This window comes from Streptomyces sp. NPDC006512 (genome assembly GCF_040611935.1).
Lineage (GTDB): Bacteria > Actinomycetota > Actinomycetes > Streptomycetales > Streptomycetaceae > Streptomyces.
In genome coordinates, this window is record NZ_JBEXPG010000018.1 from 13,051 (window position 1) to 28,354 (window position 15,304).

The following is a 15,304-nucleotide window of genomic DNA, read 5'->3' on the forward strand; positions in this document are numbered from 1 at the left end:
CCTCCCGTGCCTTCTCGTCACAGCGAGCGACCGCTACGGCACAGGGACGAGCGGCCCCGCACCGGACGGCCCCGCCTCCGGCAGCCCCCCGCCGGACGGCCCCGCATCCGACGGCGCCCCCTCCAGGAGGTCCACGGCGAGGAGTTCCTCCGCCTGCGCCGCCGTCCGCCACTGCCGCGCCCTCACCCAGGCCCGCTTCAGGTGGAGGTGGACGTCCGCCTCCCACGTGAAGCCCATGCCGCCGTGCACCTGGAGGCAGTCGCGGGCGTTCGCCACGGCCGCCTCGTCCGCGAGCAGCTTGGCCGCGGCGATCTCCGCCGGCGCGCCGCCGGCGGATTCCGCCGTCACCGCGGCCGCGTACACCGCCGTACGGGCCAGCTCGGCCCGGACCAGCATCTGCGCGCACAGGTGCTTGACGGCCTGGAAGGCGCCGATCGGCTGTCCGAACTGCTCCCGTCCGCCCGCGTACCGCACGGCCAGCTCCAGCGTCTCCAGCGCGCTGCCCGCCTGGAGCGCCGCCGTGAGGAGCGCTCCCGCGTCGCGGTACCCGTCGGTCCCCGCCGCCGGGACGGCCCGCGCGGGAACCCGGTGCAGCGGGGTCAGCGGGTCCGCCGAGCGCACCGCCTCGCCGGCCGAGAGGGTGGCCGGGGCGCCGGGCGCGCCCAGGACCGCGTCCGACTCCGCCAGGTACGTCACGAGGCCCCCGCCGAGGTCGTGTGCGGTGACCACGGCGGTTCCGTCGGCCGCTCCCGGGACCGTCCCGGCGGCCAGGTGCGTGGCCACGAGCGGGCCCGGCAGCAGGACCCGCCCGGCCTCCTCGAAGACGAGGACCGCCTCGGGGAGGCCGAGGCCGACCCCGCCCCGCGCCTCGGGGAGCCGCAGCGCGAAGAGGCCGGCCTCGCCGAGCTCCCGCCACAGCGCCCGGTCGAGGACCGGTCCGCCGTCCGCGGCGGCCCGCAGCCGCTCCCTCCCGTACCGTCCGGCGAGGAGCTCGCGCACCCCCGCCCGCAGGTCCCGCTGGTCCTCGGTCGGCTGGAAGTCCACGGCCGTTCACCGCCCCTTCGGCAGGCCGAGGATCCGCTCGGCGACGATGTTCCGCTGGATCTGGGAGGTGCCCGCCGCGATCGTGTACGAGAGGGAGGAGAGCCGCTCCAGGACCCACTCCTCCTCCAGGACGAGGGAGTCCGCGCCCAGCACCTCGGCGGCGAGGTCGTAGAGCTCCTGGCGGGCGTGGGAGTACGCCAGCTTGAAGACGCTTCCGCCGGTGCCGGGGACGCCGCCCGAGCGCTGCGCCTCGCTGACGTTCCACTGCGTGAGCCGCCACAGCGCCCCGAACTCCCCGTACAGCCTCCCGAGCCGGCGCCGGAGCACGGGGTCGTCCCAGCGGCCGTTCGCGCGCGCGGCGCGGGCGAGCTCGCCCAGGGTGCGGCGGCAGGCGACGACCTCGCCGACGAAGGCGGTGCCCCGCTCGAAGGACAGGGTGACCATGGTGACGCGCCAGCCGTCGTTCTCGGCGCCGACCCGGTTGCCGACGGGGACGCGGACCTCGTCGAGGAACATCTCCGCGAACTCGGCGGATCCGGCGAGGGTGCGCAGCGGCCGTACGGTGACGCCGGGGGCGTCCATCGGCATGGCCAGCCAGGAGATGCCGCGGTGTTTGGGGGCGGCCGGGTCGGTCCGTACGAGCAGCTCGCACCAGTCGGCGATCTCGGCGTGCGAGGTCCAGATCTTCGAGCCGGTGACGACGTACGCGTCGCCGTCGCGGACGGCCCGGGTGCGCAGGGCGGCGAGGTCGGATCCGGCGTCGGGTTCGCTGAAGCCCTGGCACCAGACCTCGTCGCCGCGCAGGACGGGCGGCAGCCAGCGGGCCCGCTGTTCGGCGGTGCCCTCGGCGGCGATGGTGGGGCCGGCGTGGAGGAGCCCGACGAAGTTCGCGCCGACGTAGGGGGCGCCGGCGCGTTCGGTCTCCTCCAGGAAGATCAGGTGCTGGGTGGGGGTGGCTCCGCGTCCGCCGGCGTCGACGGGCCAGTGCAGGCCCGCGTAGCCGGCGTCGTGGAGGCGCCGCTGCCAGCCGAGGTCGTGGGCGCGGCGGGCGGGCCAGTCGTCCGGGGAGGGTTTGGGGGGCAGGTCGGGCAGCGTCTTGGCGAGCCATTCGCGCAGGCGGGCCCGGAAGTCCCGTTCCTCTTCGGTGTAGGTCAGGTCCATCAGCGGGCTGCCCGGCGGTCCTGGTCGAGGGGGAGGCCGAGCATGCGGATGGCGTTGCCGCGCATGAGCTTGTACACGGTCTCCTCGTCGAGGCCGCGGACGTGGTCGAGGGCGACTTCCTTGGTGTGCGGGAACGTCGAGTCGACGTGGGGGTAGTCGGTCTCGAAGGTGGCGTTGTCGCGGCCGACGACGTCGAGCGAGGCGATGCCGTGCTTGTCGCGGAAGAAGCAGCAGTACATCTGCCGGTAGTAGTACGTGGACGGCGGTTCGGGGATCAGGTCCTTGACGCCGCCCCAGGCGCGGTGCTCGCGCCAGACGTCGTCGGCGCGTTCGAGGGCGTAGGGGATCCAGCCCATCTGGCCTTCGCTGTAGGCCAGTTTGAGCGTCGGGAACTTCACCAGGACGCCGCTGAACAGGAAGTCCATCATCGAGGCCATGGCGTTGTTGAAGCTGAGGGAGGCCTGGACGGCGGGCGGGGCGTCAGGGGAGGCGGCGGGCATCTGGGAGCTGGACCCGATGTGCATGTTGACGACGGTGCCGGTCTCCTGGCAGGCGGCGAAGAAGGGGTCCCAGTAGCCGGAGTGGATGGAGGGGAGCCCGAGGTAGGTGGGGATCTCGGAGAAGGTGACCGCGCGGACGCCGCGGGCGGCGTTGCGGTGGATCTCGGCGACGGCGAGGCCGATGTCCCAGAGGGGGATGATGCACAGCGGGATGAGCCGGCCGCCGCTGTCGCCGCACCACTCCTCGACCATCCAGTCGTTGTAGGCGCGCACGCAGGCGAGGGCGACCTCCTTGTCGTGGGCCTCGGCGAAGGTCTGGCCGCAGAAGCGGGGGAAGGTGGGGAAGCACAGGGAGGCCTCGACGTGGTTGAGGTCCATGTCGGCGAGGCGCGCCTTGGGGTCCCAGCAGCCGCGGCGCATCTCGTCGCGGGTGATGCCCTCCAGGGTCATGTCGTCGCGGTCGAAGCCGACGGCGGCGATGTTGCGCTTGTACGGGAACTTCAGGTCCTCGTAGATCCACCAGTCGGTCGGGGGGCCGTCGGGGTCCATGGTGATGACGTACTTGCCGCCGGTGTACTCCAGCTCGCCGATGCCGGCGGTGAGGGGCCGGGGTCCGCGGTCGCGGTACTTGGCGGGCAGCCAGACGTCGAAGAGGTGGGCGGGCTCGATCACGTGGTCGTCGACGCTGATGATCCGAGGCAGTTCCATTCGGTCTCCCCAATCGCCCAATCTGATGGATCGTCAGAAACAAGCTAGCCCCGCCACCTCTGGACCGGCAAGCGTCGGCGCCCTACGCTCTCCGCCAGATCTGACCATCCGTCAGGAATGAACCCCAGGGAGGTCCCGGATGACGGACACCGCGACGGAACTGAGCCGGTCCCGGACCCTGTGGGAGCTGGTCGACCGCCGGGCCGCGCTCACCCCCGGCGCTGCCGTGCTCATCGAGGCCGCCGACCGCCCCGCCGACGACCGCACCCTCACCTTCGGCGCCCTGCGCGACCGCGCCGAACGCGTCGCCGCGGGCCTGTACTCCATGGGGGTGCGCCCCGGCACGGTCGTCGCCTGGCAGCTGCCCACCCGCATCGAAACGGTGCTGCTGTCCCTCGCCCTGGCCCGGATCGGCGCCGTCCAGTCGCCCGTCATCCCCTTCTACCGAGACCGCGAGGTCGGCTTCGCGCTGCGCGAGTCCAAGGCGGAGTTCTTCGCCGTGCCCGGCGTCTGGCGCGGCTTCGACCACACCGCGCTGGCCGCCCGCCTCGGCGCCCGCGGGGTCTTCGAGGCCTACGACCGCCTCCCGGACGGCGACCCGGCCGTCCTGCCCCCGCCGCCCGCCGACGGCACCTCCGTACGCTGGATCTACTGGACCTCGGGCACCACCTCCGACCCCAAGGGCGTCCTGCACACCGACCGCTCCCTGATCGCCGGCGGCTCCTGCCTCGCGGACGCCCTGCGCCTGACCCCGGCCGACGTCGGCTCGATGGCCTTCCCCTTCGCGCACATAGCCGGGCCGGACTACACGGTGATGCTGCTGCTGTACGGGTTCCCCGCGGTGCTGTTCGAGAAGTTCGCGATGCCGGACGCCCTCGACGGCTACCGCCGCCACCGCGTCACCGTCGCCGGCGGCTCCACCGCCTTCTACTCGATGTTCCTCGCCGAACAGCGCAAGGACCCCGGCACGAAGCTCATCCCCAGCCTGCGGCTCCTCGCGGGCGGCGGCGCCCCCAAACCCCCCGAGATCTACCACGCGGTGGTCCGCGAACTGGGCTGCCAGCTCACCCACGGCTACGGCATGACCGAGGTCCCCATGATCACCATGGGGGCGCCGGACGACACCCCGGAGAACCTCGCCACCACCGAGGGCCGCCCGCCGGCGGGCATGTCCATCCGCATCACCGGACCCGACGGCGCCCTCCTGCCCGCCGGCACGGACGGCGAGGTCCGGCTGCGCGGCGAAGCCGTCTGCCAGGGCTACCTGGGGCGCGAGGACACCGCCGGGGTCTTCGACGCCGACGGCTACCTGATCACCGGCGACCTCGGCCACCTCACCGCCGACGGCCACCTGGTCCTCACCGGCCGCAGCAAGGACGTCATCATCCGCAAGGGCGAGAACATCTCGGCGAAGGAGATCGAGGACCTCCTCCACGCCCTCCCCGCGGTCGGCGACGTCGCCGTCATCGGACTGCCGGACCCCGAACGCGGCGAGCGCGTCTGCGCCGTGGTCGAACAGCCGCCGGGCGCGGCTCCGCTGACCCTCCCCCAGCTGACCGCCCACCTGCGTTCCCAGGGGCTCGCCCCCCACAAACTGCCCGAGCAGCTGGAACTGGTCGACGCGCTCCCCCGCAACGACGCCCTGCGCAAGGTCCTCAAGTACCAACTGCGCGAGCGCTACGCGTGACCCCCGAGGAGGTCACGCGAGCGCCGGTCCGTCGGCTCGCCCGGCGACGGCCGCCGGGCGACACGGTCTAGGCGTCCGGGTCCACCCCGCAGTAGCCCGCGAAGGCCCGCAGGATCTCGTCCTCGGAGATGCGGCCGTCGCCGTCCGCGTCGAGGGCCGACGCGACCTGGCCGGCCAGCTCGGCCGGGGTCCCGAGGACGCGCAGGACGCGGGCCGCGGCCTCCGGGGTGGGACCCGCGCCGTCCTCGTCCGCGACCGCGATCACAGCGGCGAGGAACGGCCGGGCGATCTCCGCGAACCGGTCCGGGCTGTCCCGCAGCCGCTTCGCGGCGCCGGTGACGAACTCCTCGCGGGACACCCGCTGGTCCCCGTCGACGTCGGCGATCCCGGCCATGCCCTGCCAGAACGCCTCGGCGCCGTTGAAGACGGCCTGGCCCTTGTCCGACCGTGCGGTGGTGCCGAATTCGGCCAGCACTGCCTTCGCGGCCGTACTGAAGTCCTCCCGGTCGATGTAGCCGGACCCGTCCTGGTCGAAGGTGGCGAATCGGGCGGCAATCTTGCGCTCGTATTCTGCGCTGTCCATATGCGGCGTTCCGCCTTCACGTGTGCGATGGGGTGCAGTTCAAGACAAGGCAGGAGCGTAAGCCCTCGGTGGCCTGAGCGTTAAGCGAAGCGGTCAAGCAGGTGGCCGCATCGAACCCGCGCACGGGGAGCGCGGCGGGGCGCGTATGCGTGTGCCAGCGCGGGGTAGGTGTCACGCCGGCACGGACGGCGGGCCGGTCGACGGCGTAGCACGGTCCACCCTTCCGGGGCGGGCTTCCGCCAAAACAGGCGCGCTCCGGCAGGTGCGCACTACATTCGACGGGTCGACACACGGCAGGGGGCCTCATGGCGAAGGACGTTCCACCGCGCTGGGACCGACGCATGCAGCAACGCCTCGCCCGCGGAGAGGCGGCGGCGCTCGGAGAGCTGTACGACCGGTTCGCCTCCCTCGTGCACAGCCTCGCGCACCGGGTGCTGGGCGACGAGGTCGCGGCCGACCGCATCACCCGCGAGGTCTTCGGCTACATCTGGGAGAACCCGGACGCCTACGACCCGAAACAGGGCTCCATGCGGTCCTGGGTCGCCCGGATCACCCAGGGCCAGGCCGTGGCCCGGCTGCGGCAGGCCGAACTCGGCCGCGGCTCCCGGGAGGAGCTGGAGCAGAAGGTCCGCAGCGCCAACGCGGCCGCCCGCGCCGACTACATCGTCACCTCCATGCCCGCCCCGCTGCGGGCCGCCCTGGAACTGGCCTACTTCAAACGCCGCGACTACCGGCAGGCCGCCGCCGACCTGCAGATCAGCGAGGACGAGGCGCGGCGCCGGCTGCGGCTCGGCCTCCAGCTGCTGTCGACCGCCAACGTCCTCCCCCGGGAGGACACCGCCCCGCCCTGCGGCTCACGCGAATACGGAACGCCCCGATGACCGGCCCCTCCGAAGAGCTCCCCGACGACGCCTACGAGCGCCCGGCGGGCGGTCCGGCCCGGATACCCGGCCCGCGCGCGGCGGGCGACGACCTGCGCCCGCCCCACCCGCTGCCGCAGCCGGCCGACGGTCCGCCGCCCGCGCCGCCCGCCCCCGCGCCCTCGCACGCCGTACTGAAGTCCCTGCTCGGGGCGTGGGCGCTCGCCGCCTGCTCCGCCGAGGAGACCCAGGCCGTCGAGGACCACCTCACCGAGTGCGCGCCCTGCGCCGAGGAGGCGCTGCGGCTGCGCGACGCGGTCGGGCTGCTGCACCCGGAGGAGAGCCTGGACCTCAAGCCGCTGCTGCGCTCGCGGGTGCTGGAGGACTGCCTGGGCAAGCGCCCGGCGCGGATCCCGGTGCCGGTGTGGGCGAACCCGTACGACACCGAGACGGCGCGGCTCGACGCGCTGCTGCGGGACTTCGGGGACTCCGAGTGGCACACGCCCGTGCGGCTGAAGTGGTTCGAGGAGGAGCAGCGGCGCTCCCGCCGGACGACGGTGGCGGGGGTGATCGGCCACCTGATGTCGGTGGACGGGCTCGTGGCGACCGCGCTCGGCCTCGACGACCCGCTGGGCCGGGACGCCCCGCCGGGCGATCCGGTGGGCCGCACCGAGCACTTCTGGAACTCCTCCCCGTACCCGGCCACCCGCCAGGTCCGCGAGCCGTGGCGGGAGCAGGGGCACACCCTGGTCCGTACGGTCTCCTTCGCGGGCCGGGGCGTCGCCGAACTGGCCGTGGACTACGGCGGGTTCGCGCTGCCCCTCGGGGACGCGTTCCTGGAGCGGGCCTTCGAGTGCTGGGTGCACGCCTGGGACATCGCGGAGGCGGTGGACTACCCGTACGAGCCGCCGTCGGGCCCGCACCTGTACGGGATGATCGACCTCGCGGCGCGGCTGCTGCCGGGCGCCCTGGCGGACCGGCGCCGCTCGGGGCTGGCGGCTCCGGCGCGCGGGCTGGTCGCGGCGGGCGCACCGGGGCGGACCCTGCACCTGGAGATCGAGGGCGCGGGCGGCGGAGGCTGGGACATCGCCCTGGACTCCCCCGCCGCGAAGCCCTCGCGGGAGCACACGGTGGCGGAGGTGGCGCTGGACGGCATCGAGTTCTGCCAGCTGGCCGCCGGGCACATCTCCCCGGAGGAGGCCGCCGTGGGCCAGACCGGCGACCGCGAGGCGATCCGCGACGTCCTGTTCGCCGCGGCCTCCCTCAGCCGGCTCTAGTGCCGTCGGTCCCGGCCCCGGGTCCCGGGCCGGGACCGGGACCGGCCCGGGACCCGGGGCCGGCCGGGGGCCGCCCGGCCGGGGCTCAGGCGAAGACGACCGTGCGGGATCCGTTCAGCAGGACGCGGTGCTCGCTGTGCCACTTCACCGCGCGAGCCAGCGCCTGGCACTCCACGTCGCGGCCGATGGCGACCAGCTGGTCCGGGGTCACCTCGTGGCCGACCCGCTCGACCTCCTGCTCGATGATCGGGCCCTCGTCGAGGTCGGCCGTCACGTAGTGGGCGGTCGCGCCGATCAGCTTCACGCCGCGCGCGTGCGCCTGGTGGTAGGGCTTGGCACCCTTGAAGCTCGGCAGGAAGGAGTGGTGGATGTTGATGATCCGCCCGCTGAGCTCCTTGCACAGGGTGTCCGACAGCACCTGCATGTAGCGGGCGAGGACGACCAGCTCGACGTTCTGCGCGCGCACCAGCTCCAGCAGCTCCGCCTCGGCGGCCGCCTTCGTGTCCTTCGTCACCGGGATGTGCACGAACGGCACGTCGTACGAGCCGACCAGCTCCGCGAAGTCGGTGTGGTTCGAGACGACCGCCGCGATCTCCACCGGCAGCGCGCCGATCCGCGAACGGAACAGCAGGTCGTTCAGGCAGTGGCCGAACTTCGACACCATCAGCACGATCCGCATGCGCTCGTCGGAGCGGTGGATCTGCCATTCCATCCGGAAGGAGTCGCCGATCGCGGCGAAGCTGGCGCGCAGCTTCTCGACGGTCAGCGCCGGCTCGGCCTCGAAGTGCACCCGCATGAAGAACAGGCCGGTCTCCCGGTCTCCGAACTGCTGGCTGTCCACGATGTTGCAGCCGGTCATGAAGAGGTAACTCGACACGGCGTGCACGATGCCCTGCTTGTCGGGGCAGGACACGGTCAGGACGTACTGCTGGGGCTGTGCCTCGGGCTGCGGGTCGCTCATGACCGCATAGCCTTTCACACCAGGCGGGTGAGCATCCTCAGCACTTCCACGGAGCTGGGCCGCTCGTCCGGATCGTCCCCGTCCGAGGTGGCCATCCGTACGTGCGCCTCGCGGGCCGCCTGTACCGCCTCGGGCCACGCGGGGTGCTCCAGGTAGACGGAGACGGGCGCGTCCGGGCCGACCTGGTGCAGGATCCGCAGCACCCGCAGCACGGCGAGGTCGACGGCGGCCGCCTCCTGCGCGTCGCGGAAGATCGTGCCGACGTACTTGTCGGCGGACCAGCTGTCGAGCCAGGTGTCCTCGACGAGCCGGTACACGGCGTCGGTGACGTCCCCGTACCCTTCGGCACCGGCCAGCCAGACCTCTTCCTGGAACCGCGGGTCGGAAAGCATGTGCAGCGCCGAGCGCACGTTTCCGCGCCAGCGCCACCACGGCATGTCGTTGAGGGGCATGCCGCCCATGGTGGAGGAGCGGCCGCCGCGGCGGGAAGAGTTCTTCGAACCTTGGGCGAATGTCACGCTTTCGATCGTACGTTCCCTCTTGGCGCGATCTTGAAGCACCCGGGGCGGCCCGCGCCCGGCCCGGGTCCGGGTCGCGCCCGGCCCGCGTCCGGCCCGCGTCCGGCCGTGTCTCCCGGTAATTCACCTCCGCGTCACCGGATGTTATGTACACCTCACCACCGAGTTCCCCGTGGGGCGGAATGGTCGGTGGACATGACCAGACGGCGAAACCCAACCCCCTTCTCCCGGACCCTTCTTGCCGTGGCGACGGGCGCGTGTCTCACCGTCTCGTGCGGGGTGGTCCCCGGAGGGCCGGGGGGTTCCGGGGACACCCTCACCGTCATGACGTTCGCCCCCATCGACACCAAAGCGACCAACATGCCCGGAATGCCGGGCATGGCCAAGGCGTACGAGCGCTGGGTGAACGACAAGGGCGGCATCAACGGCCGCAAGCTGCGGGTGCTGACCTGCAACGAGAAGAACACCCCGACGGGCGCCGCCGACTGCGCCCGCAAGGCCATCTCCGAGAAGGCCGTGGCCGTCGTCGGCTCCTACAGTCAGCACGGGCGCGCCTTCATGGCCCCGCTGGAGGCCGAGGGCATCCCCTTCATCGGCGGCTACGGGGTCTCCGCCGAGGAGTTCCAGAGCACCCTGTCCTACCCGGTCAACGGCGGCCAGCCCGTCCTGCTGGCCGGCGCCGGCCACCAGCTGGGCCGGGCCTGCGCCCAGGTGTCCCTGGTGCGTCCCGACACCCTCGCCGGGGACAGCATGCCGGTGCTGCTCAACGCCGGGCTGAAGGCCAACAAGATGCCGGAGGCCTCCGACATCCGGGCCGCCGAGGACTCCGCCGACCTCACGCCGCAGGCCCGCGAGGCCCTGTCCGGCTCCCCCGCACCCGCCCCGTCGGGCACCCCCTCCGGCGGCGCCACCGCGAAGGACCCCAAGGAGAAGGCGGACAAGGGCGAGAAGGCGGAGGGCAAGGACAACCGGAACTGCGTGACCGCGGTCCTGGGCGAACGCACCGAGACCTTCTTCGACGCCTTCCGCCGCATCGACGGCCAGCACCGCAACCCGCAGATCTCCTCCGTCCTGGGCAGTGTCAGCCAGGCCCTGGTCGACCGCACCGGCGGCAAGGAGAGCCCCTTCGAAGGCGCGTACCTCACCAGCTGGTACCCGGTGTCCAGCGACCCGCTCTGGGCGCCGATGCGCAAGGTGATCTCCGAGCAGGCCTTCGGTGACGACAGCGTGGACCCCGACGACAGCGGGGCGCAGACCACCTGGATCGCGTACACGGTGCTGAACGAGGTCCTGAAGCGCTTCGAGGACGACGAGGCGGTCACGGCGCGCAAGGTCGCCCGGGCGCTGAACCAGTCCGAGAGCGTCGGGACCGGCGGCCTGACCCCCGACCTGAGCTGGCGCTACCAGGACATGCGCGCCGTCGCGGGCTTCCCGCGCCTGGTCAACGGGCGGGTCACCTTCCAGATCGTCCAGGCGGGCCGCCTCGTCGCCCAGCCCGGCGAACAGTCCCTGGACATGACCCCGACCCTCGAAGGGGCTCCCCGCTCCACCTGACGCGCACGCCGGGTCAGCTCCCCTGGTGCCGGACCGGAACTAGTACTCCTCGCGGGGGCGCTGGTGGCCGCCCGGCACCTCGGTGCCGTCGCGGAAGGTGACGGTGGCGAAGCAGGAGGAGGCCCAGATCTGGATGCGGTCCGGCTCGTGGGCGATCTCGAAGGGCCGGTCGTCCCAGGAGCCGTACGAGGTCACGAGGAAGGCCTCGCCGGGCCGGAGCCAGTAGTCCTGTCCGAAGGGCTCCAGCCACAGCTCCAGGAGCTCCGTCCCGCTGTTCTCGACCAGCATCGGGACGGGGTTGCCCAGGGTCCGGATGGCCTCCGCGCCGAAGTCCCCGTCGAGCCGGTCCATGTTCCGGCCCAGCGTCGCCGTGATCTTCGTCAGGTCCAGCGGCTCCGCCGCGTCCGGCCCCGGCCGGGGTTCCGCCGGCCGGGCGCCGAACAGCGCCTCCCATACGGCCCTTCGGCTCACAGCTGGGACTTGTCGCGCTGGGTGAGGGCGTACTTGGCCGCGATCCTGTTCCACAGGGTCGCGGCGGACTCCTTGGCCTTGGTCGCCTCGCCGCTGGAACGGTTGCCGTCGGCGGCGTTGTCGGTGGACCTCGCCTTGCCGTCCTTGCAGCCCTTGTCGTCCTTGTCGCCGCGGCCGCCGGTGTCCTCGTCCACGTCGTCGGCCCAGTCCGCGTAGCTGTTGTCGGCGTCCGCCGAGGCCTTCCAGGCCTTGTTGAGGGAGGCCGTGAGCTTCGCGTGGTCCGGGAGCTTGTCCACCTTGAGCTCCTGGAGCCGGGTGACCAGGCCCTCGCGCTGGCGGGCCGCGTCGCGCAGGTCCTGGGCCGCCTGGTCGAGGTTCTTGCAGGTCTTGATGTCCTCCACGGCCTTGATCACGGCGGCCCGGCTGTCGTTGCTGTCCGCGAGGAGCTTGTCGAGCTGGACGGCCTGCGGGCGGGCCGGGTCCACCGGCGCCGCACCGGCCGCGGAGGCCGCGGAACCGGCCGGCGCGGGGGCCGCCACCGCGCCCGGGTCGTTGTTCTGGGCCTTCCCGTCGGCGAACAGCGAGCCGACGCCGAGTCCGGCCACGGCCAGCCCGATGACCCCGGCGGCGATGACCGCCGGCGGTATCCGGCGCGCGGCCGGCGCGGGCGGCGGAGGGGGCGGGGGCGCGTACTGCTGCTGCGGCTGCCCCGGCTGGGGCCGGCGCGGGGCGAACTGCTGCGCGGCGGCCGCGGGCGGGGGCGCCGCCCGGCGCGGCGCCGGACGCGCCACGGGCTCCTGGACGGGAGGCAGGTGCTGGGTGTGCCCGGCGGTGTCCGCGTCGCCGCGGAACAGCCCGTCGAAGCCCTCGGCGGCATTGGGCGCGGGGCCCGGCGGGACGGGCGGGATGTACTGGGTGGCGTCCTCGGCGGCGTGCGCGGGATGCGCCGGGGCGGCCGGGACCGGCGGAATGTACTGCGTCGCGTCCTCGCCCGGGTGCGCCGGGACGGGCGGGATGTACTGGGTGGCGGCCTCGCCGCCCTGCGCGGGGACCGGCGGTATGTACTGCGTCGCCGCCTCGCCGCCCGGCGCCGGGACCGGCGGGACGTATTGCGTCGCGTCCTCCGCCGGGTGGGCCGGGACGGGCGCGATGTACTGGGTGACCGCGTCGGGCAGCGGCGGGTAGCCGTAGCCGTGGGGCTGCCCCGGTCCCTCGAAGCCGGGGCCGACGACGTGGCCCTGGGGCGGGTGCGGTTCGTACGCCGGCTGCCCGTACGGCGGGGACGGGTACTCCTGCGGCTCGTGCCGCGCCCCCTGCCCGTGCGCGTCGCCCTGCCCGTACTGCTCCGGCTGCGGGTACGCGTAGGCGGGCGGCCCCCACGGCTCCCCGGCCCCCGGCGCCTGCTGCCCCTGCGGGCCTTGCGGGACCTGCGGGCCGTGCGGGACCTGCCCAGCGTACGGGTCGGCGTACTGGTCGGCGTACGGCTCCGGGTACGGCTGTTCCGGGTACCCCGAAGCCGGATCCGGCGTCCCGGGCTGGGGGACGCCCCCTTGTCCGTTCTGCGTCACCGGGACTCCTTCTGCCTTCTCCGACGTCTCCCGAAACTACGGCAGCCGTCGGGTCACGCTACCCGGTCCCTCCGCGCAGGTGTCAGGCCACCTGAACCTCCAGCCGCGCCGCGAACTCCCTGACGGCCGCTTCCTCCCGGTACGGCTCCAGTCGCACCCGGAAGTCCTCCAGGTACTCGGCGCCGCGGCGCGAACGCAGCGTTTCCAGCAGCTCGGCCGCCTTCGTCGCGGTCTGGCAGGCCTGCTCCACCTCCCGCTGCTGGACCTGCGCGGCCGCCAGCAGCAGCAGTCCGATCGCCCGGCGGCGGGCCTTCGTCTCGGGCAGGGCCCGCAGCGCCTCCTCCGCGCGCCGCGCCGCCGCGTCGGCCTGCCCCAGGTCCCGGTGGCAGTGCGCGAGCTCGTCCGCCAGGTACGCGTGCTCGAAGTGCCGGATCCAGACCGGGTCGTCCCCCGACTCCGGCTCCGCCCGCTCCAGCGCCGTGACCGCCCGCCCGGACAGCACCGCCGTCGACCGGGCGTCGCCCAGCAGCGCGTGCCCGCGCGCCTCGGCGGCGTAGAACATCGCCTCCACCCTCGGGGTGACCTGCCCGCGCGTGCCCTCCTGCGCGGCCCGGGCCAGCTGGGCGATCTCCCGCGGGTTGCCCAGCTCGGCGGCGAGGTGGCTCATCGACGCGGCGAGGACGTAGCCCCCGTACGCCCGGTCGCCCGCCGCCTGGGCCAGGCGCAGGGCCTGGATGTAGTAGCGCTGCGCCAGACCCGGCTGCCCGGTGTCCACGGCCATGTACCCGGCGAGTTCGGTGAGCCGGGCCACCGCCGCGAACAGCGCCCGCCCGACCGGCTCCCGGTAGGAGCCGCCGATCAGCCCGGACACCACGGAGTTGAGGTAGTGCACGACCACGGGCCGCACGTGCCCGCTGCCGAAGCGGTGGTCGAGTTCGGTGAGGGCCTGGGTGGTCGCCCGTACCGCCTCCACGTCCGACATGCCGACGCGGGCCCCGCCGCTGCGGGCCACCTGCGGGTCGGCGCCGGTGATCAGCCAGTCGCGGCTGGGCTCGACCAGAGCCGAAGCCGCCACGCTGGACCCGGACAGGAAGTCGCGGCGGCCGACGTCGCTGCGCCACAGCTCGCAGACCTGCTCGATGGCGCCGATGACGGTCGGGGAGAACTGCAGGCCGACGCCGGAGGCGAGGTTCTTGCCGTTGGCCATGCCGATCTCGTCGATGGTGACGGTCCGGCCGAGTTTGCGGCCCAGCGCCTCGGCGATGATGCCGGGAGCCCGGCCGCGGGGCTGCTGGCCGCGCAGCCAGCGGGCCACGGAGGTCTTGTCGTAGCGCAGGTCGAGGCCGTGTTCGGCCCCGCACATGTTGACCCGCCGGGCGAGCCCGGCATTGGAGCACCCGGCTTCCTGGATGAGCGCCTGCAGCCGTTCGTTCGGCTGGCGGGCGACGAGAGGCCTGGCTGCCATGAAAACCCCCTGAAGCCGCGGGTGATCGTTGGAATGATCACTTCCCGCCTGATGTGCGGAGAATCTTCCCCTCTGCCGCTTGTCGCTACCCAACGACAGCGCCCCGTCCTCCTACGCGCCCCCGCCCGTGCACCGGTGCGCCCCGTATGCAGGATCGATGCACCGTCCACCGGCTGGTTTACGCCCGTAACCCCCCGTGACCCCGGGAGTTGTGATGGGCGTGGAAGAGACCATCGGAGTCACGGAGACCGCGCCCATCCCCCAGCAGCGTGGAGATCAGCTGCTCGACCATGCCGTGCGGTACGTGGAAGAACGGCACTGGGACGTCTTCGCCGGTACGTGGCTGGAACACGGCGACGGCCGGGAACTGTGCTCCTGCGGCGCGGCTGACTGCCCCGCACCCGGCGCCCATCCGGCGGTGAAGGACTGGGCGGCCCTGGCCTCGGGCAGCGCGGTGGGGGTCCGCCGGATCTGGGCGAAGCACCCCGCGGCGTCGATCCTGCTGCCGACCGGGCGGACGTTCGACGTGCTGGACGTCCCGGACTCCGCCGGCTTCCTGGCCCTGGCCCGGCTGGAGCGGATGCAGCGCACCCTCGGGCCGGTCACCCTGACCCCCGACCACCGCATGCTGTTCTTCGTACTGCCGGGCGCCGGGGCGAAGATGGCGGACCTGGTGCGCAAACTGGGCTGGCTGCCGCACGCCATCGACCTGGCGGCGCGCGGCGAGGGCGAGTACGTGGCCGCGCCGCCGACCCGCTACGGCGGCAAGGGGCCCGTGCAGTGGGCCCGCAAGCCCACGCCCGCGAACCGGTGGCTGCCCGACACCGAGGAGCTGATCGACGCCCTCGCGTACGCGTGCGGCAGCGAGGCCGCCGCCGCCCGCGGCCGCCGGGGGGCCTGAGGCCGGCCCGCTCCCCCGCCGCCCGCCCGCCGCCCGTCCTCAAGTT

Annotated in this window: 14 protein-coding genes; 5 read left to right on the forward strand and 9 right to left on the reverse strand. The window is 73.5% G+C overall.

All coding sequences use genetic code 11. The features are described 5' to 3' along the window. Positions 1-33 precede the first annotated feature (33 nt). Genes ABZZ17_RS14705 through ABZZ17_RS14715 form a run of 3 tightly spaced genes read right to left on the reverse strand, consistent with a single transcriptional unit; the run spans position 34 to position 3,413 of the window. The gene (locus ABZZ17_RS14705) at positions 34-1,044 is read right to left on the reverse strand and encodes an acyl-CoA dehydrogenase family protein (RefSeq protein ID WP_356875778.1); all 1,011 of its coding nucleotides are present in this window, start codon (positions 1,042-1,044) and stop codon (positions 34-36) included. Between the two features lie 6 nt (positions 1,045-1,050). Continuing rightward, complete coding sequence (locus ABZZ17_RS14710) at positions 1,051-2,205, reverse strand: acyl-CoA dehydrogenase (RefSeq protein ID WP_356875780.1); 1,155 nt, start codon at positions 2,203-2,205, stop codon at positions 1,051-1,053. Then, the gene (locus tag ABZZ17_RS14715; protein WP_356875782.1) at positions 2,205-3,413 is read right to left on the reverse strand and encodes an amidohydrolase family protein; all 1,209 of its coding nucleotides are present in this window, start codon (positions 3,411-3,413) and stop codon (positions 2,205-2,207) included. The genes ABZZ17_RS14710 and ABZZ17_RS14715 overlap by 1 nt, the downstream gene beginning before the upstream one ends. A 139-nt stretch (positions 3,414-3,552) precedes the next feature. Between ABZZ17_RS14715 and ABZZ17_RS14720 the strand changes: the two genes are divergently transcribed. Then, positions 3,553-5,100, forward strand: a complete 1,548-nt coding sequence (locus ABZZ17_RS14720; RefSeq protein WP_356875784.1) for an AMP-binding protein — start codon at positions 3,553-3,555, stop codon at positions 5,098-5,100. A 67-nt stretch (positions 5,101-5,167) separates the two neighbouring features. Here ABZZ17_RS14720 and ABZZ17_RS14725 read toward each other — a convergent pair whose 3' ends face one another. Next, positions 5,168-5,683, reverse strand: coding sequence for an EF-hand domain-containing protein (locus ABZZ17_RS14725; protein ID WP_356875786.1), 516 nt, complete (start codon positions 5,681-5,683; stop codon positions 5,168-5,170). 305 nt (positions 5,684-5,988) lie between these two features. On the opposite strand from ABZZ17_RS14725, the gene ABZZ17_RS14730 reads away from it, so the two are divergent. Continuing rightward, complete coding sequence (locus ABZZ17_RS14730) at positions 5,989-6,564, forward strand: sigma-70 family RNA polymerase sigma factor (protein WP_356875788.1); 576 nt, start codon at positions 5,989-5,991, stop codon at positions 6,562-6,564. Next, positions 6,561-7,820 carry a zf-HC2 domain-containing protein gene (locus tag ABZZ17_RS14735; RefSeq protein ID WP_356875790.1) on the forward strand — a complete coding sequence of 420 codons (1,260 nt, stop codon included), beginning with the start codon at positions 6,561-6,563 and terminating at the stop codon, positions 7,818-7,820. Before ABZZ17_RS14730 ends, ABZZ17_RS14735 begins: the two co-directional genes overlap by 4 nt. 85 nt (positions 7,821-7,905) lie before the next feature. Here the strand turns inward: ABZZ17_RS14735 and purU are convergent, their stop codons facing one another. Continuing rightward, positions 7,906-8,781, reverse strand: a complete 876-nt coding sequence (purU, locus tag ABZZ17_RS14740; RefSeq protein WP_356875792.1) for a formyltetrahydrofolate deformylase — start codon at positions 8,779-8,781, stop codon at positions 7,906-7,908. A 14-nt stretch (positions 8,782-8,795) separates the two neighbouring features. Continuing rightward, a complete protein-coding gene (locus ABZZ17_RS14745) occupies positions 8,796-9,242 on the reverse strand; it encodes a hypothetical protein (RefSeq protein WP_356875994.1) in 447 nt (148 codons plus the stop codon). A gap of 252 nt (positions 9,243-9,494) precedes the next feature. On the opposite strand from ABZZ17_RS14745, the gene ABZZ17_RS14750 reads away from it, so the two are divergent. After that, positions 9,495-10,853, forward strand: a complete 1,359-nt coding sequence (locus tag ABZZ17_RS14750) for an ABC transporter substrate-binding protein (protein WP_356875794.1) — start codon at positions 9,495-9,497, stop codon at positions 10,851-10,853. Positions 10,854-10,892: 39 nt separating this feature from the next. On the opposite strand, the gene ABZZ17_RS14755 is transcribed toward ABZZ17_RS14750, so the two are convergent. The 3 genes from ABZZ17_RS14755 to ABZZ17_RS14765 form a co-directional block, all read right to left on the reverse strand. Next, complete coding sequence (locus tag ABZZ17_RS14755; RefSeq protein WP_356875796.1) at positions 10,893-11,324, reverse strand: hypothetical protein; 432 nt, start codon at positions 11,322-11,324, stop codon at positions 10,893-10,895. After that, positions 11,321-12,892 (reverse strand): hypothetical protein, encoded by a 1,572-nt coding sequence (locus ABZZ17_RS14760; protein ID WP_356875798.1) that lies wholly within the window; start codon positions 12,890-12,892, stop codon positions 11,321-11,323. The genes ABZZ17_RS14755 and ABZZ17_RS14760 overlap by 4 nt, the downstream gene beginning before the upstream one ends. Positions 12,893-12,974: 82 nt before the next feature. Beyond that, complete coding sequence (locus ABZZ17_RS14765; protein WP_356875800.1) at positions 12,975-14,357, reverse strand: transcriptional regulator; 1,383 nt, start codon at positions 14,355-14,357, stop codon at positions 12,975-12,977. A gap of 214 nt (positions 14,358-14,571) precedes the next feature. Here ABZZ17_RS14765 and ABZZ17_RS14770 point away from each other — a divergent pair, with 214 nt between their 5' ends. Then, positions 14,572-15,258 carry a bifunctional DNA primase/polymerase gene (locus tag ABZZ17_RS14770; RefSeq protein ID WP_356875802.1) on the forward strand — a complete coding sequence of 229 codons (687 nt, stop codon included), beginning with the start codon at positions 14,572-14,574 and terminating at the stop codon, positions 15,256-15,258. The last annotated feature ends 46 nt before the right edge of the window (positions 15,259-15,304 follow it).

What these genes read in the sequence shown, in the direction of transcription:
- ABZZ17_RS14710 (WP_356875780.1), bottom strand. Translation starts at nt 2,205, where the DNA reads ATGGACCTGACCTACACCGAAGAGGAACGGGACTTCCGGGCCCGCCTG.
- ABZZ17_RS14715 (WP_356875782.1), bottom strand. Translation starts at nt 3,413, where the DNA reads ATGGAACTGCCTCGGATCATCAGCGTCGACGACCACGTGATCGAGCCC.
- ABZZ17_RS14720 (WP_356875784.1), top strand. Translation starts at nt 3,553, where the DNA reads ATGACGGACACCGCGACGGAACTGAGCCGGTCCCGGACCCTGTGGGAG.
- ABZZ17_RS14725 (WP_356875786.1), bottom strand. Translation starts at nt 5,683, where the DNA reads ATGGACAGCGCAGAATACGAGCGCAAGATTGCCGCCCGATTCGCCACC.
- ABZZ17_RS14730 (WP_356875788.1), top strand. Translation starts at nt 5,989, where the DNA reads ATGGCGAAGGACGTTCCACCGCGCTGGGACCGACGCATGCAGCAACGC.
- ABZZ17_RS14735 (WP_356875790.1), top strand. Translation starts at nt 6,561, where the DNA reads ATGACCGGCCCCTCCGAAGAGCTCCCCGACGACGCCTACGAGCGCCCG.
- purU (WP_356875792.1), bottom strand. Translation starts at nt 8,781, where the DNA reads ATGAGCGACCCGCAGCCCGAGGCACAGCCCCAGCAGTACGTCCTGACC.
- ABZZ17_RS14745 (WP_356875994.1), bottom strand. Translation starts at nt 9,242, where the DNA reads ATGGGCGGCATGCCCCTCAACGACATGCCGTGGTGGCGCTGGCGCGGA.
- ABZZ17_RS14750 (WP_356875794.1), top strand. Translation starts at nt 9,495, where the DNA reads ATGACCAGACGGCGAAACCCAACCCCCTTCTCCCGGACCCTTCTTGCC.
- ABZZ17_RS14765 (WP_356875800.1), bottom strand. Translation starts at nt 14,357, where the DNA reads ATGGCAGCCAGGCCTCTCGTCGCCCGCCAGCCGAACGAACGGCTGCAG.
- ABZZ17_RS14770 (WP_356875802.1), top strand. Translation starts at nt 14,572, where the DNA reads ATGGGCGTGGAAGAGACCATCGGAGTCACGGAGACCGCGCCCATCCCC.